Consider the following 20015-nt stretch of genomic DNA (forward strand, 5'->3'; position numbering starts at 1 on the left):
GGAGATCCCGGCCCGGCGGCTCACCGAGCGGTCACCTCACCGGCGTGAAGTCCCGCGCGCCGATGAACTCGGGCCGGCGGACCGGCGCCGCGAACGGCTCCACCGCCGCGTTCTCCACGCTGTTGAACACGATGAAGACGTTGCTGCGCGGGAACGGCGTGATGTTGTCGCCGGAGCCGTGCATGCAGTTGCAGTCGAACCAGGTCGCCGAGCCGGCCCTGCCGGTGAACAGCTTGATGCCGTACTCGCCGGCCATGGCGGTGAGCGCCTCGTCGGACGGGGTGCCCGCGTCCTGCATCTGCAGGGACTTCTTGTAGTTGTCCCTGGGCGTGGCGCCGGCGCAGCCCAGGAACGTCTTGTGCGAGCCCGGCATGATCATGAGCCCGCCGTTGGTGTCGTGGTTCTCGGTCAGCGCGATCGAGACGGACACCGCCCGCATGTTCGGCAGGCCGTCCTCGGCGTGCCAGGTCTCGAAGTCCGAGTGCCAGTAGAAGCCGCTGGCGCCGAACCCCGGCTTGACGTTGATCCGCGACTGGTGGACGTACACGTCCGAGCCGAGGATCTGCCGGGCCCGGCCGACCACCCGCTCGTCGTGCACCAGGTTCGCGAAGATCTCGCTGATCCGGTGCACCTCGAAGACGGACCGGATCTCCTGCGACTTCGGCTCGATGATCGAGCGTTCGTCGGCCCGGACCGCCGGGTCGGCGATCAGCCGCTCCAGCTCCCGCCGGTAGACGGTGACCTCGTCGTCCCCGATCAGCTGCTCGACGGCGAGGAAGCCGTCGCGGTCGAACGCCTCCAGCCGGTCCGTGGGGATCGGCCCGGGCGCGCCGGGCGCCGACCAGACGACCGGGTCCTTGCGGGGTACGGCGACCTCGACCGGGCCACGGCTCGGGTACAGGTCGGTGATCGTGGTCATGGTCAGCCCTCCTCCGTCAGCTGGGGGTCCCCCCAGGCATTTGGCTCTGGGGGAGGATAGACGCCGTTCTCGTCGTGGTCCTCCCGCCCGGTGACCGGCGGGTCGAACACGCAGATGCAGCGGAAGTCCTCCTTGACGCGCAGCGTGTGCCGCTCGTGCCCGTCGAGGAGGTACATGGTCCCGGGCGTGATCGTGTACGACGTCCCGGTCTCGCGGTCGGTCAGCTCGGCCTCGCCCTCGACGCAGACGACGGCCTCGATGTGGTTGGCGTACCACATCGACGTCTCGGTGCCCGCGTACAGGATCGTCTCGTGCAGCGAGAACCCGACCCGCTCCTTGGCGAGGACGATGCGTTTGCTCTCCCAGGTACCGGACGCGGACCTCACATGCCGGTCGGTGCCTTCGATTTCCTTGAACGATCGGACGATCACGGTGGTGTACAGCCTCCTTGCTCGGTCTTGGTCAGGCGGTTTCCCGGACGGCCCGGGCGAGGATGCTCAGCCCCTCGTCCAGCTCCTCCGGGGTGACGGTCAGGGCGGGCAGCAGCTTGACGACCTCGCTCTCCGGCCCCGACGTCTCGATGAGCAGCCCGAGTTCGAAGGCGCGCGCGGCGATCCGCCCGGCTCGCTCCTTGTCGTGGAACTCCAGGCCCCACACCAGGCCTCGCCCCCGGTACTCGCGCACGTCGGCGAGGTTCTCCTCGACGATCGCGATGAGCCCCCGCTCGATCTGCTCGCCCTTGGTCCGGGTCTGCTTCTCCATCGCCGGGCCGTCGCTCCAGTAGCTCTCCAGGGCGGCGGTCGCGGTGACGAAGGCGGGGTTGTTGCCGCGGAAGGTGCCGTTGTGCTCGCCCGGCTCCCACACGTCCAGCTCGGGCCGGAACAGGCACAGCGACATCGGCAGCCCGTACCCGCTGATGGACTTGGACACGGTGACGATGTCCGGGACGATCCCCGACTCCTCGAAGGAGAAGAAGGCACCGGTGCGTCCGCAGCCCATCTGGATGTCGTCGACGATCAGCAGCATGTCCTGCCGCTCGCACAGCGCCTTCAGCGCGCGCAGCCACTCGGGCCGGGCGACGTTGATGCCGCCCTCGCCCTGCACGGTCTCCACGATCACCGCGGCCGGCTTGTTGAGCCCCGACCCCTGGTCCTCGAGGAGCCGCTCGAACCAGAGGAAGTCCGGCACGGTCCCGTCGAAGTAGTTGTCGAACGGCATCGGCGTCCCGTGCACCAGCGGGATCCCGGCGCCGGCCCGCTTGAAGGCGTTGCCGGTGACGGCGAGCGAGCCGAGGGACATCCCGTGGAAGGCGTTGGTGAACGACACGATCGCCTCGCGCCCCTTCACCTTCCGGGCGAGCTTGAGCGCCGACTCCACGGCGTTGGTCCCTGTCGGCCCCGGGAACATGACCTTGTACGGCAGGTCGCGCGGCCGCAGCACCAGGTCCTGGAACGTCTGCAGGAACGACCGCTTGGCCGTGGTCGACATGTCGAGGCCGTGGGTGACCCCGTCGCGTTCCAGGTAGTCGAGCAACGCCCGTTTCAGCACAGGGTTGTTGTGGCCGTAGTTGAGCGACCCGGCGCCGGCGAAGAAGTCCAGGTACGCGTGTCCGTCCTCGTCGTACATCCGGCTGCCCCGGGCACGGTCGAAGACGGTCGGCCAGCCGCGGCAGTAGCTGCGGACCTCGGACTCCAGGGTCTCGAAGATACTCAGGTCGGGCTGGATGATGGTCACGGTAGGGCTCCTCAGTGCGATGTGGGGGTCAAGGGGCCGATGCGGTACAGGACTTCGGGGTCGTGCGGACCGTCGGGGAACTCGCCCGCCTCGAACAGCACCGAGCGCTCCAGGGTGGCGCCGTGCCGGGCGGCGTACGAGGTGAACAGGCGCTCCGAGGCGGTGTTGCCCGGCGTGATGGTGGTCTCGACGGCGGTGAGCGGCCGGTCGGCGGCCACCTGGGCCGTGAGGCCGTCCAGCAGCCGCGCCGCGATACCGCGTCCGCGCTGCGCGGCGTCCACGGCCACCTGCCAGACGAGCAGGGTGTCCGGCCGGTCCGGCCGGGTGTACCCGGTCACGAACCCGACGGGCTCACCGTCCGCGCCGCGCGCCACCACCGACGTGCCGGCGAAATCCCGGCACCACAGCAGATAGCTGTAGGAGGAGTTCAGATCGAGGCTTCTCGAATCCTTCGCGATACGCCAGAGAGCGGCGCCGTCGGTCACCAGCGGGCGCTCGACGGTCAGGTCTGCTTGTGGGGCAGTCATGCGGCTTGAATTTAGCGAGGCAAATACAAAAATGCACGGCGGGTGGTCTTGTCAGCTCAACCAGGGGTGCCCTTATGTGCCGATATTTCCCACCACAAACCAGACAAAAAGCCCTGCTATGTGGAGTGTGTCACAGGGTTGAAACCCGGATGAAATCTCCCCTGTTTAGCTCCGCAAAAAGCGGGCAGAAGAACTCGGGTAAGCCATCCACTGAAAGGGAATTCGGAATTGCTCTGAATTCAGGCTCCGGTAACGCCGTCGATACCCTCGCGCAGGATGTCGGCGTGCCCGTTGTGCCGCGCGTACTCCTCGACAAGATGCACGAACACCCACCGCAGACTGACCTCGACACCGTCCAGCGGACCACCGGAGATCCGCCCGGTGTCGTCGAGCGACCGCCCCGCGCACAGCTCCCGCCCCCGCGCGATCTCCCGCCGCCACACGTCCAGCGCCTCGCCGAGCCCGCGCCCGGGGTCGAGCGCGTACCCCGTCTCGTCCTCGTACACCGGAGTCACGTCGAGCCCCGCGAACACCCGCTGGAACCAGTTCCGTTCGACCTCGGCGAGATGCTGCACCAGCCCCAGCAGCGTCAGCGCGGACGGCGCCGCCGACGCCGTCCGTACCTGGGTGTCGTCCAGGCCCGAGCACTTCAGGGCGAGGGTCGCCCGGTGGTAGTCCAACCAGCTTTCCAGCATGGGGCGTTCGGCGCCGGTCAGGAGCGGGAAGGGGCGGCCGTCCGGGAGGGTGCTGGGCGTCTCGGTGGTCATGGGGGCAGGGTGGCACGGACGGCCGCGGTGCCACCCGCCGCTTTTCGGCCCCTATCGCCAGGCGGACTCCGCCGCGCGCCGGGCGCCCTCCAGGTCCACGGTCAGGCCCTGCTTCGCGAGGCCCGCGCCGAGGGCCGCCAGGCTCGACTGCACCGCGCCCACCGTGGCGTCCACCCCGTAGTGGTTGACCCGGATCATCTCCCCGGCCAGGGCGCCGCCGCCGGCGGCCAGCGGGAGGGTGCCGTCGCTCGCCAGGGCCTCGGCGACCAGCTCCGAGGCCACCACGCCGGCCGGCACCCGCAGGGTCGTGGCGACCGGCGCCGCGTCGGACTCCTCGTGGACGTACGGCGCCAGGCCGCCGCCGAGGGCCACCGCCCCGGCCCGGGTGGCCAGCGCAGCCGTACGGTGCCGCCGCATCACCGTCTCCAGGCCGTCCGCCTCGATCCGCTCCACGCACGCCTCGAGGGCCAGCATCTCCAGCTGGGCCGGCGCGTGCAGCAGCACCTTGCGGCCGCCGTCGACCCAGCGCTCCTTCCAGTCCGGCAGGGAGAGGTAGGAGCGGCGCGGGGCGTGCGGGTTCGCCGCCATCCGGGCCCAGGCCCGCTCGCTGACCGACACCGCCGAGACGCCGGCCGGCCCGCCCATCGCCTTCTGTGCCCCGATCACGCACAGGTCCACACCCCACGCGTCCGGCAGCACCGGCTCCGCCCCGACCGAGGCGACCGCGTCGAGGTAGAAGAGGGCGCCCTGCTCCCGTACCGCCTCGCCGATCTCCGCGACCGGGTTGGTGTTGCCGGTGGCCGCCTCCGCGTGCACCAGGGAGACGAAGTCGATCTCCGGGTGCTCGGCGAACGCCTCCCGGATCTGTGCGGCCGTCACCGCCGTGTGGAACGGCACGGCGAGGTCGATCACGGTCGCGCCGCAGTCCCGCAGCCAGTTCCCGAAGGTCTGCCCGTACGGGCCGGTGATCACGTTCAGGGCGACCGTTTCCGGCCCCGCCGTCGCCCGGATCGCGCCCTCCAGGGGCAGCAGCGCCTCGCCCTGCATGATCACCACGTCCTGGCGGGTATCCAGCAGCCGGGCCACCCGGTCCTCGATCGCGGCGAAGTGCGCGGCGCTCAGCGGGGGCAGGTCGAGGAAGGGGTGGGTCACGGCGGTGCTCTCTTCGGTCGGGACGGGGGAGATCCAGATGAGCGTAACCGCAGGGGGATCACCGGCCCTGACCGGCGACTTCTTAGGCCGGACGGCTCCACGGCCATCGGTTTGATTTGAGAGACCCAAACATCTCCTTATAATCGGAACCCGCAGAACCGGAACACAAAGCTCCCCCACAGACTTCTGGAGGTCTCGTGACCACGCTCCTCGGGCGCCGCCGGGCTCGCGCCCTGGCCGCCGTCACCGCCGCGGCCGGGCTGGCCCTCGTGGCCGGCTGCACGTCGAGCGGCAACGGCTCCAGCGCCTCCAGAACCGCCGCCGGCGGGGTCGAACTCGTCAAGGCCGGCCAGCTCACCACCTGCACCCACCTGCCCTACCCGCCGTTCCAGTCGGAGATCGACGGCAAGGTGCAGGGCTTCGACGTGTCGATGATCGACCTCGTCGCCAAGAACCTCGGCGTGAAGCAGCAGATCCTCGACACGCCCTTCGAGAACTTCAAGACCGGCGCCTTCCTCAACTCCGGCGAGTGCGACCTGGCCGCGGCCGGTATGACCATCACCGCCGAGCGCAAGAAGAACGTCGACTTCTCCGACCCCTACTTCGACGCCACCCAGGCCCTCCTCGTCGCCAAGAACAGCGGCATCACCTCGCTGGCCGACGCCAAGGCCAAGAAGGCCCGGCTCGGTGCCCAGGCCCAGACCACCGGCGAGGACTACGCCAAGGCGCAGGGCTTCGACCCGGTCTCCTTCGAGTCCTCCGACGCCGTCCTCAACGGCCTGCGCACCGGCCAGGTCAAGGCCGTCATCATCGACTACCCGGTGGTCCAGGGCTGGCTGAAGGACAAGGCCAACGCGAACGCCTTCCTGCTCGCCGGCAACATCAACACCGGCGAGCAGTACGGCTTCACGGTGAAGAAGGGCAACACCAAGCTGCTCGCCGCGATCAACAAGGCGATCTCCGACGCCAAGGCCGACGGCACGTACAAGAAGCTCTACGAGAAGTGGATCGGCCCCTACGACGCGTCCGCGGCCTCCCCCTCCGCGTCATGACCGCTGCGGACACGGAACTCCAGCCCCGCAGGAAGGGTCTGACCCGGAGTCAGAAACGCAGCCTGTCGCGCGGGGTGCAGTACGTCGTCTTCGTCGCCGCCGTGATCGCCTTCGCGGTCGGCGCCGACTGGGGGCGGCTGCAGAACCAGTTCGCCCAGTGGGACATCGCCAAGCAGATGTTCCCGGACGTCATCACGCTGGCGCTGAAGAACACCGTGCTCTACACGGTGTCAGGGTTCGTCTTCGCCCTGGTGCTGGGCCTGGTGGTCGCGCTGATGCGGCTGTCGTCCGTCGCCCCGTACCGCTGGGTCGCCGGCGTCTACATCGAGATCTTCCGCGGCCTGCCCGCCCTGCTGATCTTCATCTTCATCGGCGTGGCGGTCCCGCTCGCCTTCCCGGGCACGGAGATCGTCGGCGGTACCTACGGCAAGGCCGCCATCGCGCTCGGCCTGGTCGGGGCCGCCTACCTGGCGGAGACGTTCCGCGCGGGCATCCAGGCGGTGCCCAAGGGACAGCTGGAGGCGGCCCGTTCGCTGGGCTTCTCGCCCACCCGGGCCATGGTCTCGATCATCATCCCGCAGGCCTTCCGGATCATCCTCCCGCCGCTGACCAACGAGTTCGTGATCCTCTTCAAGGACTCCTCCCTGGTCCTGCTCCTCGGAGTCACCCTGGAGGAGCGCGAACTGTCCAAGTACGGCCGCGACCTGGCCAGTACGACCGCCAACTCCACGCCGATCCTCGTCGCCGGCCTGTGCTACCTGCTGGTCACGATCCCGCTCGGCTTCGTCGTACGCCGCATGGAGGCGAACGCCCGGAAGGCCGTGAAATGAGCCGACCCGAGATCGAGGTGAAGGGCCTGCACAAGTCCTTCGGCGACAACGAGGTGCTGCGCGGCATCGACCTGGAGATCGGCCAGGGCGAGGTCGTGTGTGTCATCGGCCCGTCCGGCTCCGGCAAGTCCACCCTGCTGCGCTGCGTCAACCTCCTGGAAGAGCCCACCCAGGGCCAGGTGTTCGTAGGCGGCACGGAGTTGACGGACCCCGACGTCGACATCGACGCCGTCCGCCGCCGGATCGGCATGGTCTTCCAGCAGTTCAACCTCTTCCCGCACCTCACCGCCACCGAGAACCTCACGCTGCCGCAGCGCCGGGTGCTGCGCAGGGACAAGGCGACGGCGGCACGGGTCGCCGCCGAGAACCTCGCCCGCGTGGGCCTCTCCGAGAAGGCGGACGCCTACCCCGCCTCCCTCTCCGGCGGCCAGCAGCAGCGCGTGGCCATCGCCCGCTCCCTCTCGATGGGCCCCGAGGTGATGCTCTTCGACGAGCCGACCTCGGCCCTCGACCCGGAGCTGGTCGGCGATGTCCTCGCGGTGATGCGGATGCTGGCCCAGGAGGGCATGACCATGATGGTCGTCACCCACGAGATGACCTTCGCCCGCGAGGTCGCCGACCGGGTCGTCTTCATGGACGGCGGGGTGATCGTCGAGGACGGCACCCCCGACCGGGTCATCGGCGCCCCCACCCACGACCGCACCCGCCACTTCCTCTCCCGGCTCCTCGACCCGGCCATGGCCCAGGTGGAGGAGACCCCGGACCAGCCCTAGGCGGGGCCGGGCCGGAGCCGCTGTCAGTGCCGTGTGCGAGGGTTCCGCGACGAACACAGAGCACCTGGAACAGGGTTGGGAAGAGACCGTCGCCCTGTTCGAGCGGCGCGGGCTGCCCGAGTCGTCGTACGAGAACCTCGACGAGGAGTCGTACGACATACTCCCCGGCCCGCTCACGGTCCCGGGTGAGCTGGACCTGGACGCCCTGGAGACCTCCGGCACCGGAGTGGTGGTCGACGGTGACCTGACCGTCGGGGGCAACATCGTCAACGTCGACGACGGCTGCCCGGCGCTGATCGTCCTGGGCGACCTGCGGGCCAGGGTGACCATCCTGTCCGGCGAGTTCAGCCCCGAACTCGTCGGCGGCACCCTGCACGGCGCCGTCGTCGCGCCGGCCTACCTCGACCTCGCCCAGGACGTCGACCCCGCCTCGGTCCTCGTCCCCGAGGTGCTCCGCGCGGACGGCGAGGACTGCCCGCGCGGCTTCGACGCCCCGCGCGTGCACGGCGGTCGGCTGCTGAGCCGTATCGATGAGGGGCTCCCCGTCGTCCTAGGCTGAGGCCCATGAGCGATCAAGCGGTGCTGCACGTGAAGGGCCGGGTCCTTGCGGGGCCCGAGGACGTCCGCGACGAACTGTGGGTGGTGGGCGGTCGGATCTCCTACGACCGTCCCCTCGCCGCCCGTGACATCACGACCGTCGAGGGCTGGGTGCTGCCCGGACTCGTCGACGCCCACTGCCATGTCGGCCTCGGCACGCACGGCCCGGTCGACGCGGCGACCGCCGAGAAGCAGGCCCTCACCGACCGCGAGGCGGGCACCCTGCTGATCCGGGACGCCGGATCGCCCTCCGACACCCGCTGGGTCGACGACCGCGAGGACCTGCCGAAAATCATCCGGGCCGGCCGGCACATCGCGCGCACCCGCCGCTACATAAGGAACTTCGCCCACGAGATCGAGCCGGAGGACCTGGTCGCGTACGTCGCCGAGGAGGCCCGGCGCGGCGACGGCTGGGTCAAGCTGGTCGGCGACTGGATCGACCGCGACCTCGGCGACCTGGCCCCCAGCTGGCCCCGGGACGCGGTGGAGGCGGCGATCGCGGAGGCGCACCGGCTCGGCGCCCGGGTCACCGCCCACTGCTTCGCCGAGAACTCCCTCCAGGACCTGGTCGAGGCCGGCATCGACTGCATCGAGCACGCGACCGGCCTCACGGACGACCTGATCCCCCTCTTCGCCGCCCGGGGCGTCGCCATCGTCCCGACCCTTGTCAACATCGCCACCTTCCCGCAGCTCGCGGCGGGCGGCGACACCAAGTTCCCGCAGTGGTCCGCGCACATGCGCCGGCTCCACGAGCGCCGCTACGACACCGTCCGGGGCGCCTACGACGCCGGCATCCCGGTGTACGTCGGCACGGACGCCGGCGGCTCCCTCGCGCACGGCCTGGTCGCGGCCGAGGTGGCCGAGCTGGTGACCGCCGGGATCCCGCCCCTCGACGCGCTCGCGGCGACCAGTTGGGCGGCCCGCGCCTGGCTCGGCAGGCCAGGGCTGGAAGAGGGCGCACCGGCGGACCTGGTGGTGTACGAGAGCGACCCGCGCGCCGACGTGCGCGTCCTCGCGTCCCCCCGGCGGGTGGTGCTGAACGGGCAGGTCGTGGAGTAAGGGAACTCCTGTGCCGGTCGGTTCGAATAGATTCACGGAAAGTCCACTAATGAGTGAAGTAACGCAGGATTGCTGCCCGTTCACCCACAGTGCGTAATTCTTGGCGGGTCCCGAGCAAGTTTCCTCTGGGGGTCCCACCACAGTGAACAGCGACACCTTCCGCATGCCCGCACGCCGTCTCGCGACCGTCGCGACGGCCACGGCCCTGGTCGCCGGTCCCGCGGCCCTGGCCGGCGCGGGCACCGCGCACGCCACCGCCGACCACGGTCGCGCGAGCGCGGCCGTCCTCCGCACCGGCCTGGACGTCTCCCTCCTGAACAAGACCGTGAACGTCCCGCTCGCGGTCTCGCTGAACGAGGTCCGGGCACCGCGGAGCGCCGACCGGACCGCGCTGACCGCCACCCTCGACGGAGTCGACGACGGCAAGCCGTTCAACGTCCTCGGCGCGGACGTCGCCGCCGCGAAGGCGACCGTCTCCGACACCCGCGCCGAGGGCTCCGTCCACCTCGCCCACGCCCGGCTGCACCTGCCCGGCCTGCCCCTGCTGTCCCTCGTCGAACTCGACACCGTCACCTCCACCGCCACCTGCGAGACCGGCAAGCGCCCCGAGGCCTCCGCCAACGTCCTCGGCGCCGTCACGGTGCTCGGCAAGCGGGTGACCCTCAGCGCGGGCGGCCCCACCGACGTCAAGGTCCCCGGCGTCGGCGAGGTCCGCCTCGACCTCTCCCACCGCGAGACGACCTCCACCACGGCGGCCGCCAGCGCCCTCGAACTCAAGGTCTCCGTGAACCCGCTGAAGCTCAACGTCGCGGACGTGGAGGGGACACTGACCCTGGCGAAGGCCACCTGCCAGACCCCGCCGGCACCGACCGACCCGGCCGACCCCGTCACCGACGTCAAGCCCCAGGGCGCCCCGGCAAAGGAGACCAAGCTCGCGGAGACGGGCGGCAGTTCGCTGACCCCGTACGTGGTCGGAGGAGCGCTGGCGTTGGTGGTGGCAGGCGGAGGAGCGGTAACTCTCACCCGACGGCGCCGATAGCGCCCCGTCAGGGGCGCGGGGCGGTAGTCGATTTGCGGCTGCCGCCGCGCGGGCGCGACCAGCCACGACGCACCCGCACCCGCACCCGCAATCGCACGGCAGCGCGCAGTCCCCCCTCATCTCATCCGCGTATCAACATCAACGCCTGATCGAACGCCTGCAAGAACCCGTTCACCGTCACCCTGTCGCGCACAGCGATCCGCACCCACTCCTCGTCCAGCCCCGGAAACGTGTCCCCCCGCCGCACCGCATACCCCAGCACCCGCAACTGCCGGCGCACGGCGGCCGCCCCCGGTACCCGGACCAGCACGAACGGCCCCTCCGCGGGCCCCGCCACCCGCACCCCCTCCGGCGCGAACTCCTCCAGTCCCGCCACCAGATGGGCCCGGTCGGCCGCCCCCCGGTGCGCCGCGTGCGCGGCCTCCGCCAGCGCCCGCGGCGCCACACACGCCTCGGCCGCCGCCAGCGCCGGTGTCGACACCGGCCACAACGGCTGCGCCCGCTCCAGTTCGGCGACGACCTCCGGTGCCGCCAGCACGTACCCGATCCGCAGCCCGGCCAGCCCCCACGTCTTCGTCAGGCTCCGCAGCACCACCAGCCCGGGCACGTCCGTCCGCCCGGCCAGCGCCTCCCGCTCACCCGGCACCGCGTCCATGAACGCCTCGTCGACCACCAGCGTCCGCCCGGGACGGGCGAGCCGGACGATGGCCTCGGCCGGGTGCAGCACCGACGTCGGGTTGGTCGGATTGCCGATCACCACCAGGTCCGCGTCCTCCGGGACGGCCGCCGGATCCAGCCGGAACCCGTCCGCCGCCCGCAGCAGCACGCGGTCCACGGTGTGCCCGGCGTCCCGCAGCGCCGCCTCCGGCTCGGTGAACTGCGGATGCACCACCACCGGCCGGCGCACCTTCAGCGCCCGCGCCAGCAGCACGAACGCCTCCGCCGCACCCGCCGTCAGCAGCACCCGTTCCACCGGCAGCCCGTGCCGCGCCGCCACCGCCGCCCGCGCCGCCCGCCCGTCCGGGTAGGCCGCGAGACCGCCCAGCGACTGGGCTATCCGCTCCCGCAGCCAGACCGGGGGAGTACCGGTCCGCACATTGACCGCGAGGTCGACGAGCGCGGAACCGGCGTCACGGACCTCGGCGTCGCCGTGGTGGCGCAGATCGTGCTCGCGTCTGGAGCCGCCCTCAGTGCGCATGGGCGTGTCCGCCGTGGTGGTGGTGCCCGTGGTGGTGGTCGTCGTCCGGGTGGAAGTGCGGCTGCTGCGGCAGCCCCACCTTGTCCTCGAAGCCGGGCAGCGCGATCCGGTACACACACGAGTCGCAGTTCATCCGCAGGTCGCCCGCGACCGCCTCCCGGTACCGCTCCATCACCAGGTCGAGCAGCTCCGGCTCGGGCCCGATGACGTCCGCCGACCGCACCTCGACCTCGGGGTGCGCGTCCGCCCAGCCCTCGGCCTGCTGCCGCACCCGGTCCGGCAGGATCCCGGTGAACAGGAAGTAGGGCAGGACGACGATCCGGCGCGCCCCCAGTTTCCGGCACCGGTCGAGTCCGCTCGGCACGTCCGGCGCGGCCAGCGACACGAACGCCGTCTCCACCCCGGCGTACCCGCGCCCCTCCCACAGCAGCCGCGCCGCCTTGTGCACCTCGGCGTTGGCGTCGGGGTCGGTCGACCCGCGCCCGACCAGCAGCACGGTCACGTCCGCCCGGTCCAGCGGGCTGCGCCCCTCGCCGGCGCCGAGTGCCTCGTCCAGCCGCCGCTCGAGGACCGACAGCAGCGCGGGGTGCGGGCCCAGCGGACGGCCGTAGGTGTACGAGATCCCCGGGTGCCGCTCCTTCTCCCGCGTCAGCGCGGCCGGGATGTCCCCCTTGGCGTGCCCGGCGGAGACCAGCATCAGCGGAACGGCGGCGAACCGTCGTACCCCCCGCTCCACCAGCTCGGCGACGGCTTCGCCCAGCGGGGGCGGGGACAGCTCGATGAAGCCGCCCGCGACGGGCAGTTCGGGGTGGCGGCGCCCCAGCTCCCGTACGAAGTCGCGGAACGCCTCGGCCCCGGCGTCGTCCCGGGTGCCATGGCCGGCGATGAGCAGGGCGGGCGGGGTGGTCACAGGTTCTCCTCGGAAGTGGGGTGGTACAGCAGGGCGTTGAGCGCGGCGGCGGCGACCGCCGAGCCGCCCTTCTCGGACACGTTGCTGACGGCGGGCAGCCCGCTCTCCCGCAACGCGGCCTTGGACTCGACCGCGCCGACGAAACCGACGGGCAGGCCGATGACGAGCGCGGGGGAGGCGTCCAGGGTCAGCAACTCCTCCAGCGCGGTCGGCGCGTTGCCGATCACCCACAGGGCGCCGGGCCCGACCTGCTCGTAGGCGAGCCGGATCGCGTGTGCCGAACGGGTCAGGCCGGGACCGGACTCGGCGTCGCGCAGCCGGCACACCGTCTCCCGGCGGGTGATCCCGGCCGCGACCATCTCCACGTCCACGACCACCGGCGCCCCGGCGTGCAGCGCCGCATGCGCCTTCGCCAGGTCGCCCTCGTCGGTCACGAGATCGGTCGCGTACTCCAGGTCGGCGGCGGAGTGGATGACCCGCTCGACCACCGCCCGGGTCAGCGGCGGGAAGTGCGAGGTGTCCAGACGCGCGCGCAGCCGCCGGAAGGACTCCTGCTCGATGGGGTGGACGACTCGGTTCACTTGGCGCCCTCCTCGGACGTCTGCCAGCGGTAGCCGCGCGGGGTGACCATACGTCCGGCGATGTTCCGGGTCGCCGTGTTGCCCACGGTCACCACCGTCATCATGTCGACCCACGCCGGGTCGAGCGCACCCAGGGTGGTCAGTCGGCTCGACTCGTCGGGGCGCGAGGCGTTGCGTACGACGCCGACGGGCGTCGCCGGCGCGCGGTGCTCGGCGAGGATCGCGAGGGCCTTGGGCAACTGCCAGTCACGGCCCCGGGAACGCGGGTTGTAGAACGTCACGACGATGTCCGCCTCGGCCGCCGCCCGCACCCGGCGCTCGATGACCTCCCACGGCGTGTGCAGGTCGGACAGGCTGATCGAGACATGGTCGTGGCCCAGCGGCGCACCCAGGATCGCCCCGGCCGCGAGCGCCGCGGTGACCCCGGGCACGCCGATCACGTCGATGTCGTCCGAGGCTTCGGCGAGCGCCGGCGAGGCCATCGCGTACACGCCCGCGTCCCCGCTGCCGATCAGCGCGACGGCATGCCCGGCCCGCGCCTCGGCGACCGCCGTCCGTGCCCGCTCCTCCTCGGCCCCGAGCCCCGACTCCAGGATCCGGGTACCGGGCCGCAGCAGGTCGCGGATCTGGTCGACGTACTGGTCGAGACCCACCAGCACGGCGGCGCGCCGCAGTTCGGCCGTGGCCCGCGGGGTGAGCAGATCCCGGGCGCCGGGGCCGAGCCCGACGACCGCGAGCCGGCCGCGCGCGGGGCGCCGTACGACGGCGCAGGTCGCCATGGCGGGCCGGCCGTCCGACTTCCGCTTGGGGACCAGCAGTTCACCGCCCCGCAGCAGCGCCGCCGCCTCGGCCACGGAGGGCGTGCCGACGGCGGCGAGGGGCGCGTTTGAGGGGTTGGGGACCCGGACCTCGGCCAGCTCCTCGGCGGAGTGGGTCACCAGCGGGACCCCGAGCCGTGCGGCCGCCTCGACGATCCCGGGTTCGCCGGCCTTGGCGTCGACGGTGGCGAGTTCGGCGATGCTCCGAGGAGACAGCCCCGCGTCCCGCACGGCCGCCTCGATCAGCGTGAGCACCTCGTCGGCGGGGGCGCCCTTGGAGGCGCCGACGCCCACCACGAGGGACGGCGGGCGCAACAGCACCTCGTTCTCGGCGGGTTCGACCGCGCGGTCGGTCAGCCGGACGGTGTACGCGCCCTCCCCGGCCAGCGGCAGCGGGGGCAGCGGCCAGCTCGACTCGGCGCGCAGGGCGACCGGTTCGCCGTCCAGCAGGGCCCGCGACACGGCGGCCACCGAGCCCTCCACGGGGAAGCCGAGGGTGTCCAGCCCCGGCAGGCCGACGGCGTCGGTCGCCGTGGTCACCACCGGCCGCGCGGCCAGCACCTCACCCACCGCCACGGCGAGTTCATTGGCGCCGCCCGCGTGCCCGCCGACCAGCGACACGGCGAACCGCCCGCCCTCGTCGACACAGACCACCCCCGGGTCGGTCGTCTTTCCGCCGAGGAGCGGGGCGATCAGCCGGACCACCGCGCCGGTGGCCAGGAAACACACCAGCTGCTCGCACTCCGCGAACGCGGACCGCACGGCGTCCCCGACGGGACCGTCGTACACCCGCGTACGGTCCGGCCACGCCGCGGCCAGCCGGTCGCGCGCCGCCGCCCCCGCCGCGGTGGCGGAAATGAGGCCGATCACTGGGCAACTCCTTCGTCGGAAACGGGGATTCTGGTTCCCCACAGCAGAAACACGGGATTGGTCGCGGCGAGCCGGGTCACGTCGCCCGGCAGCGGCGCGAGACGGGAGGACTGCAGCAGTACCCCGTCGCAGGAGAACCCGGCACCGGTGAGCGCCTCGCGCGCCGCCGGTACCCGGTCCAGGGCGGCCATCGCGACCACCACCGTCCGCCGGGCGCGCAGCGCGCAGGCGGCGACGATGGCGGGCAGCTCGGCTCCGCCGCCGCCGATGAACACGGCGTCGGGATCGGGGAGCGCGGTCAGGGCGTCCGGTGCCATGTCACACACCACGTCCACGTACACCCCGTGCGCCCGCGCGTTGGCGGCGATCCGCTCCACCCCGTCCGCCGTCTTCTCCACGGCCACGGCGGCGGCGCCGAGCCGCGCGCACTCCACCGCCACGGACCCGGATCCCGCGCCCACGTCCCAGACCAGGTCGCCCAGCCGGGGCCCGAGCCGGGCCAGCGCCAGCGCCCGCACCTCGAACTTGGTGATCATCGAGTCGCGGTGCGCGAACCCGCCCTCGTCCAGGGCCCACCCGGCGGGCCGCGCCGGAGCGCCCGCCACCGTGCGCACCGGACCCAGCGCCCGCGTCCCGTCCAGGCAGAGGACGACGCTCACCGTCGTACCCCAGTCGCGGGCGGCGGCCTCGGCGGGGGTGACCCGCTCCACCCGCTCCCGTTCCGGGTCGCCGAGCGCGCTCGCCACGACGAGCAGCCGGTCCGCCGGCACCGCGGCCCCCAGTTCGGCGGGCCCGGCGCCCGGCCCGGTCAGCACCGCCACCTTCGGATGCGCCCGGCAGACGTTCACCGCCGTCCGCAGCTCCCGTCCGTGGGCGCTGACCACCACCGCGTCGTCCCAGGGCAGCCCGACCCGCGCGAAGGCGGCGGCGACGGACGACACCCCGGCCCGCACATCGAGCCGGTCCGCCCCGAACCGCTCCGCCAGCGCCCGCACGATCCCGAAGAACCCGGGGTCGCCCGAGGCCAGCACGAGCACGGGCCGGTCCTTGCCGACGTACTCCTCGACGATGTCCAGGGCGGGCGCCAGCGGCCCGAGGACGACCCGCTCGGCCCCCGCCGGCAGCCGTACGGCGTCCAGGTGCCGCCGCCCGCCGACGACCAGCTCGGCCCCGGCCACCGCCTCCGGCGGGACGGGCGCGCCCGTCCCGGTACCGATGACCGTGATCACGTACTCGCCCCCCGCTCGCGCAGCGCCTTGCGGGCCTGCGGGTCCGCCTTGCGGAAGCCGTGGAAGTGGCCGGGGTGGTACAGGTGCGAGCGGGTGCCCTCGGCGTCCAGGGCCGGGCCGACCAGGAAGAGGGTGTGCTTCCAGAGCTTGTGCTCCTTGACCGTCTCCTCCAGCGTCTCGATCGTGCACTTCACGATCAGCTCCTCCGGCCAGGTCGCCTGGTAGGCGACGACGACCGGGGTGGACGTCGGATAGCCGCCCTCCAGCAGCTCCCGCACCAGCTGCCCGCTGCGCGCGGCGGACAGGAAGACCGCCATGGTCGTCCCGTGCCGCGCGAACTCCCGCACCTCCTCGCCCGGCGGCATCGGCGTCTTGCCGCCGCCGAGCCGGGTGAGCACCACGGACTGCGCGACCTCGGGGATGGTCAGCTCGCGCCGGGCGATCGCGGCCACGGCCGAGAAGGAGGAGACCCCCGGCACGATCTCGACCTCGATGCCGATCCCGGCACACCGGTCGACCTGCTCCTGCGTGCCGCCCCAGAGCGCCGGATCCCCGGAGTGGATCCTGGCCACCCGCAGCCCCTCCGCCCGGGCCCGCTCGTACACGGCGACGACGTCCTCCAACGACATCGTCGCGGAGTCGAGGATCTCCGCGTCCTCGCGCGCGTGCTGGAGGACCTCCGCCTGCACCAGGCTCGCGGCCCAGATCACGACATCGGCCTCGGCGATCGCGCGCGCGGCCCGGAACGTCAGCAGATCGGCGGCGCCGGGGCCGGCACCGACGAAGGTCACCTTGCCTGCGGGAGCGGCGGCATCGGCCATGAAATTTCGGTCCTCTCTGGACAAAGGGTGTTACGGGTGCTGCTGGATGTGCGCTGAGGCGGGTCGATCGGATACGAAGGCCCCATGGCGGTCTTCGTCGCGCTCGGCGCGTTCCTGATGACGCTGGCCGGCGGCTGGACGGCACAGCGCGTGACCGACCGTCGCCACCTGGTCCTGGGCCTGGCCGGCGGTCTGATGCTCGGGGTGGTCGGCCTCGACCTGCTGCCGGAGGCGCTGCGCGCGGCCGGCCGCGAGGTCTTCGGCGTACCGGCCGCCCTGCTCCTGTTCGTGGCCGGCTTCCTGCTGGCCCATCTGGTGGAGCGCACCCTGGCCCTGCGCCAGGCCGCGCACGGCGGCGACGAGCACGGTCACCGGGCCCCCGAGGTGGGGCTGACGGCGGCCGGGGCGATGGTCGGCCACAGCGCGATGGACGGTGTGGCGATCGGCGCGGCCTTCCAGGTGGGCGGCGGCATGGGCGCGGCGGTCGCGCTGGCCGTGATCGCCCACGACTTCGCGGACGGCTTCAACACGTTCACCCTCACGAGCCTGTACGGCAACGCGCGCCGCCGGGCGATAGGCATGCTGGTCGCGGACGCCTGCGCACCGGTCCTCGGTGCCCTCTCCACGATCTTCTTCACCATCCCCGAGACCCTGCTCGGCGGCTATCTCGGCCTCTTCGGCGGTGTCCTGCTCTACCTGGCCGCCGCCGAGATCCTCCCCGAGGCCCACCACGAACACCCGGCCCGCTCCACCCTGCTCTGCACGGTGGCCGGCGCCGCCTTCATCTGGCTGGTGGTGGGCGTCTCCGGCTGAGGCCGCGCGGCTCACAGTTTCCCGCCTCTGCCACCGTCCCGGCGCGGGGGCGCGATCAGGGTGGAGAGGTACGGCAGCGGGGAGCCGTCGAGTTCGGCGGCGGGCCGGATCGACTCCTCGTCGAGGCCCAGCGCCGACCCCCACACGGCGTCGTCCACCCGCCCGGTCTCCCGCAACGCCTCCACCACCGCACCGGCCTGCCGGCCGAACTTGTACGCCACGACCGTCCCCGGCCCGCTCAGCGCGTCCTTCAGCGCCTGCGCACCGGCCGTCACGGGCACCAGCGTCAGCGGCTCGGTCCCCTCGGTGAGCACGGCCCCGGAGCGGGCGGCGAGATCCTGCATGGCGGTGATACCGGGCACGGTCTCCACGACCGCCTCCGGCACCAGCTCCGCGATGGTCTGCGCGAGATACGTGAACGTCGAATAGACATTCGGATCCCCGATCGTAGCGAAGGCGACCGACCCGTGCGCCCGCAGCAGCTCGGCGACCGTGGCCCCGGCCGCGTCCCAGGCGGCCTCCCGGCGCCCCCGGTCACTGCGCTCGTTGAGCGCGAACACGACCCGTACGACCTTCTCCGCGCCGACGTAGTGCAGCACCGTGGCCTCGGCCCGCCCCCGCTCACCCCCGTCTTTTCCATCAAGCGCAGCCATCACGGGCACGACGACGACCTCGGCCGCGCGCAGGGCGTTGACCCCCTTGACGGTCACCAGCTCGGGGTCACCGGGACCCACCCCGACTCCGACCAACCTGCTGCTGCTCATGACGTCCGGCACCTCTCCACGAACCTTCGGGCCACACCGGGCTCGGACGCCCAGTGCGTGTGCAGATAACTCGCGTGCACACCCTGCTGTACAAAACCTTCGACATGCGGCCGGGGGGTGCGCACACCCCACGCGGGCGCCGCCCCCGCCCGCGGCTCCACCACGGTCCGGTGGAACTCGTGCCCCCGCATCCGCGTCCCGGCCACGGCCAGCACACTGTCCCCGACGGCGACGGCATCCCGGTACCCGAGAGTCAGCCGTTCCGACATCCGCGCGCCCGCGTCCAGCACCCCGCACATGGGCAGCCCGTCGAGCTCCCGGCAGAGGTACAGCAGCCCGGCACACTCGGCGGCGACCGGGGCACCGCTCCGCGCGAGGGCGGCGATGTCCTTCCTGAGCGTCTCGTTCGCGGACAACTCGGCCCCGTACACCTCGGGAAACCCACCCCCGATCACCAACCCGCACGTCCCCTCGGGCAGCCGCTCGTCCCGAAGCGGATCGAACACCACCACCTCGGCCCCGGCGGCGGCGAGCAACTCGCCATGCTCGGCATAGGAGAAGGTGAACGCGGCCCCACCGGCAACAGCCACCACCCCATTCAGCCCGTCCGGCACCCCATTCAGGCCGTCCGGCACTCCCTCCAGCCCGGCCCGCACCCTCTCCAGCCCGTCTGGGGGTGCCCCCTCTGGGGGAGTTTGAGGACGGGGCCCTTCGGGCCGAAGCGGGGGTCCGGGGGCGGCAGCCCCCGAGGACGGGGTCGAAGGGGCAGCGCCTCTGGAGGACGGGACGGGCAGGGGCGGCGGGGGCGGGGAAACCAGGGCCTCACCCGCATCCCAAGCCGCACCCGACAACACCCCCGCCCCCCGCGCCAGCCCCAGCAGCCCCTCCAGGTCACACCCGTCGGCGACCTGCGCGGCCATCGCCGCCACCGCGTCCACCGCCTCCGCCCGCCGTTCGGCGACCGGCACCAACCCCAGATGCCGCGACGGCGTATCCACCCGCGCCACCCGCCGCAGCACCCCGAACACGGGCACACCAGAAGACTCCAGCGCCTCCCGCAGCAGTTCCTCGTGCCGGTCCGACGCCACCTTGTTCAGGATCACGCCCCCGACCCGCACCTCCGGATCCCACGACGCGAACCCGTGCACCAGCGCCGCCACCGACCGCGACTGCGACGACGCGTCCACGACCAGCACCACCGGCGCCCGCAGCAGCTTCGCCACATGCGCCGTGGACGCGAGTTCGCCTTCGCCCGCGGCCCCGTCGTACAGCCCCATCACCCCCTCGACGACGGCCAGATCGCAGCCGCGCGCACCGTGCGCGAACAGCGGACCGATCAGCTCCGGCCCGCACAGGTACGCGTCGAGGTTCCGCCCCACCCGCCCGGTGGCGAGCGCGTGGTACCCGGGGTCGATGTAGTCCGGCCCCACCTTGTGCGGAGACACGGCGAGCCCCCGTGCGGCGAACGCGGCCATCAGCCCCGTGGCAACGGTGGTCTTGCCACTGCCGGACGACGGCGCGGCGATGACCAGCCGTGGGACGGAAAGGGAACTCACCACGAC

The 20015-nt window shown here is 72.4% G+C and carries 21 protein-coding genes; 7 read left to right on the top strand and 14 right to left on the bottom strand.

The features are described 5' to 3' along the window. Positions 1-31: 31 nt before the first annotated feature. From thpD to ACFZDK_RS09830, 6 genes are all read right to left on the bottom strand, one after another. On the bottom strand, positions 32-919 hold the full coding sequence (thpD, locus tag ACFZDK_RS09805; protein ID WP_390971484.1) for an ectoine hydroxylase: 888 nt from the start codon (positions 917-919) through the stop codon (positions 32-34). Between the two features lie 2 nt (positions 920-921). Continuing rightward, complete coding sequence (locus ACFZDK_RS09810) at positions 922-1350, bottom strand: ectoine synthase (RefSeq protein ID WP_390971485.1); 429 nt, start codon at positions 1348-1350, stop codon at positions 922-924. A 31-nt stretch (positions 1351-1381) separates the two neighbouring features. Beyond that, a complete protein-coding gene (gene ectB / locus ACFZDK_RS09815) occupies positions 1382-2653 on the bottom strand; it encodes a diaminobutyrate--2-oxoglutarate transaminase (RefSeq protein ID WP_390971486.1) in 1272 nt (423 codons plus the stop codon). 11 nt (positions 2654-2664) lie between these two features. Further along, positions 2665-3180 (bottom strand): diaminobutyrate acetyltransferase, encoded by a 516-nt coding sequence (gene ectA / locus ACFZDK_RS09820; RefSeq protein WP_390971487.1) that lies wholly within the window; start codon positions 3178-3180, stop codon positions 2665-2667. Positions 3181-3419: 239 nt separating this feature from the next. After that, positions 3420-3947: a DUF664 domain-containing protein gene (locus ACFZDK_RS09825; protein WP_390971488.1), complete on the bottom strand. Its 528-nt coding sequence runs from the start codon at positions 3945-3947 to the stop codon at positions 3420-3422. Positions 3948-3998: 51 nt separating this feature from the next. After that, complete coding sequence (locus tag ACFZDK_RS09830) at positions 3999-5099, bottom strand: aminotransferase class V-fold PLP-dependent enzyme (protein ID WP_390971489.1); 1101 nt, start codon at positions 5097-5099, stop codon at positions 3999-4001. Positions 5100-5296: 197 nt separating this feature from the next. On the opposite strand from ACFZDK_RS09830, the gene ACFZDK_RS09835 reads away from it, so the two are divergent. From ACFZDK_RS09835 to ACFZDK_RS09860, 6 genes are all read left to right on the top strand, one after another. After that, positions 5297-6151 carry a transporter substrate-binding domain-containing protein gene (locus ACFZDK_RS09835; RefSeq protein ID WP_390971490.1) on the top strand — a complete coding sequence of 285 codons (855 nt, stop codon included), beginning with the start codon at positions 5297-5299 and terminating at the stop codon, positions 6149-6151. Continuing rightward, a complete protein-coding gene (locus ACFZDK_RS09840; RefSeq protein WP_390971491.1) occupies positions 6148-6981 on the top strand; it encodes an ABC transporter permease subunit in 834 nt (277 codons plus the stop codon). Before ACFZDK_RS09835 ends, ACFZDK_RS09840 begins: the two co-directional genes overlap by 4 nt. After that, on the top strand, positions 6978-7754 hold the full coding sequence (locus tag ACFZDK_RS09845) for an ATP-binding cassette domain-containing protein (protein WP_390971492.1): 777 nt from the start codon (positions 6978-6980) through the stop codon (positions 7752-7754). Before ACFZDK_RS09840 ends, ACFZDK_RS09845 begins: the two co-directional genes overlap by 4 nt. A gap of 31 nt (positions 7755-7785) precedes the next feature. After that, positions 7786-8313, top strand: coding sequence for a hypothetical protein (locus tag ACFZDK_RS09850; RefSeq protein WP_390971493.1), 528 nt, complete (start codon positions 7786-7788; stop codon positions 8311-8313). A gap of 5 nt (positions 8314-8318) precedes the next feature. Continuing rightward, positions 8319-9410 (top strand): amidohydrolase family protein, encoded by a 1092-nt coding sequence (locus ACFZDK_RS09855; RefSeq protein ID WP_390971494.1) that lies wholly within the window; start codon positions 8319-8321, stop codon positions 9408-9410. A 142-nt stretch (positions 9411-9552) separates the two neighbouring features. After that, positions 9553-10449, top strand: a complete 897-nt coding sequence (locus ACFZDK_RS09860) for an SCO1860 family LAETG-anchored protein (RefSeq protein ID WP_390971495.1) — start codon at positions 9553-9555, stop codon at positions 10447-10449. Between the two features lie 121 nt (positions 10450-10570). On the opposite strand, the gene cobC is transcribed toward ACFZDK_RS09860, so the two are convergent. Genes cobC through cobM form a run of 6 tightly spaced genes read right to left on the bottom strand, consistent with a single transcriptional unit; the run spans position 10571 to position 16876 of the window. Further along, on the bottom strand, positions 10571-11647 hold the full coding sequence (gene cobC, locus ACFZDK_RS09865) for an Rv2231c family pyridoxal phosphate-dependent protein CobC (protein WP_390971496.1): 1077 nt from the start codon (positions 11645-11647) through the stop codon (positions 10571-10573). Beyond that, positions 11637-12557, bottom strand: a complete 921-nt coding sequence (locus tag ACFZDK_RS09870) for a CbiX/SirB N-terminal domain-containing protein (RefSeq protein ID WP_390971497.1) — start codon at positions 12555-12557, stop codon at positions 11637-11639. The genes cobC and ACFZDK_RS09870 overlap by 11 nt, the downstream gene beginning before the upstream one ends. Next, positions 12554-13138 carry a precorrin-8X methylmutase gene (locus ACFZDK_RS09875; RefSeq protein ID WP_390971498.1) on the bottom strand — a complete coding sequence of 195 codons (585 nt, stop codon included), beginning with the start codon at positions 13136-13138 and terminating at the stop codon, positions 12554-12556. The genes ACFZDK_RS09870 and ACFZDK_RS09875 overlap by 4 nt, the downstream gene beginning before the upstream one ends. Beyond that, positions 13135-14826: a precorrin-3B C(17)-methyltransferase gene (gene cobJ / locus ACFZDK_RS09880; protein WP_390971499.1), complete on the bottom strand. Its 1692-nt coding sequence runs from the start codon at positions 14824-14826 to the stop codon at positions 13135-13137. The genes ACFZDK_RS09875 and cobJ overlap by 4 nt, the downstream gene beginning before the upstream one ends. Then, the gene (cbiE, locus tag ACFZDK_RS09885; protein WP_390971500.1) at positions 14823-16055 is read right to left on the bottom strand and encodes a precorrin-6y C5,15-methyltransferase (decarboxylating) subunit CbiE; all 1233 of its coding nucleotides are present in this window, start codon (positions 16053-16055) and stop codon (positions 14823-14825) included. The genes cobJ and cbiE overlap by 4 nt, the downstream gene beginning before the upstream one ends. After that, positions 16052-16876: a precorrin-4 C(11)-methyltransferase gene (cobM, locus tag ACFZDK_RS09890; protein WP_390971502.1), complete on the bottom strand. Its 825-nt coding sequence runs from the start codon at positions 16874-16876 to the stop codon at positions 16052-16054. Before cobM ends, cbiE begins: the two co-directional genes overlap by 4 nt. Positions 16877-16960: 84 nt before the next feature. Here cobM and ACFZDK_RS09895 point away from each other — a divergent pair, with 84 nt between their 5' ends. Continuing rightward, the gene (locus tag ACFZDK_RS09895; RefSeq protein ID WP_390971503.1) at positions 16961-17689 is read left to right on the top strand and encodes a ZIP family metal transporter; all 729 of its coding nucleotides are present in this window, start codon (positions 16961-16963) and stop codon (positions 17687-17689) included. A gap of 11 nt (positions 17690-17700) precedes the next feature. Here the strand turns inward: ACFZDK_RS09895 and cobI are convergent, their stop codons facing one another. Then, positions 17701-18465: a precorrin-2 C(20)-methyltransferase gene (cobI, locus tag ACFZDK_RS09900; protein ID WP_390971504.1), complete on the bottom strand. Its 765-nt coding sequence runs from the start codon at positions 18463-18465 to the stop codon at positions 17701-17703. Then, the gene (locus ACFZDK_RS09905) at positions 18450-20012 is read right to left on the bottom strand and encodes a cobyrinate a,c-diamide synthase (protein ID WP_390971505.1); all 1563 of its coding nucleotides are present in this window, start codon (positions 20010-20012) and stop codon (positions 18450-18452) included. Before ACFZDK_RS09905 ends, cobI begins: the two co-directional genes overlap by 16 nt. Positions 20013-20015: the final 3 nt, after the last annotated feature.

Origin of the sequence: Streptomyces sp. NPDC007901 (genome assembly GCF_042959465.1) — a bacterium.
In the GTDB taxonomy this organism is placed as follows: domain Bacteria; phylum Actinomycetota; class Actinomycetes; order Streptomycetales; family Streptomycetaceae; genus Streptomyces.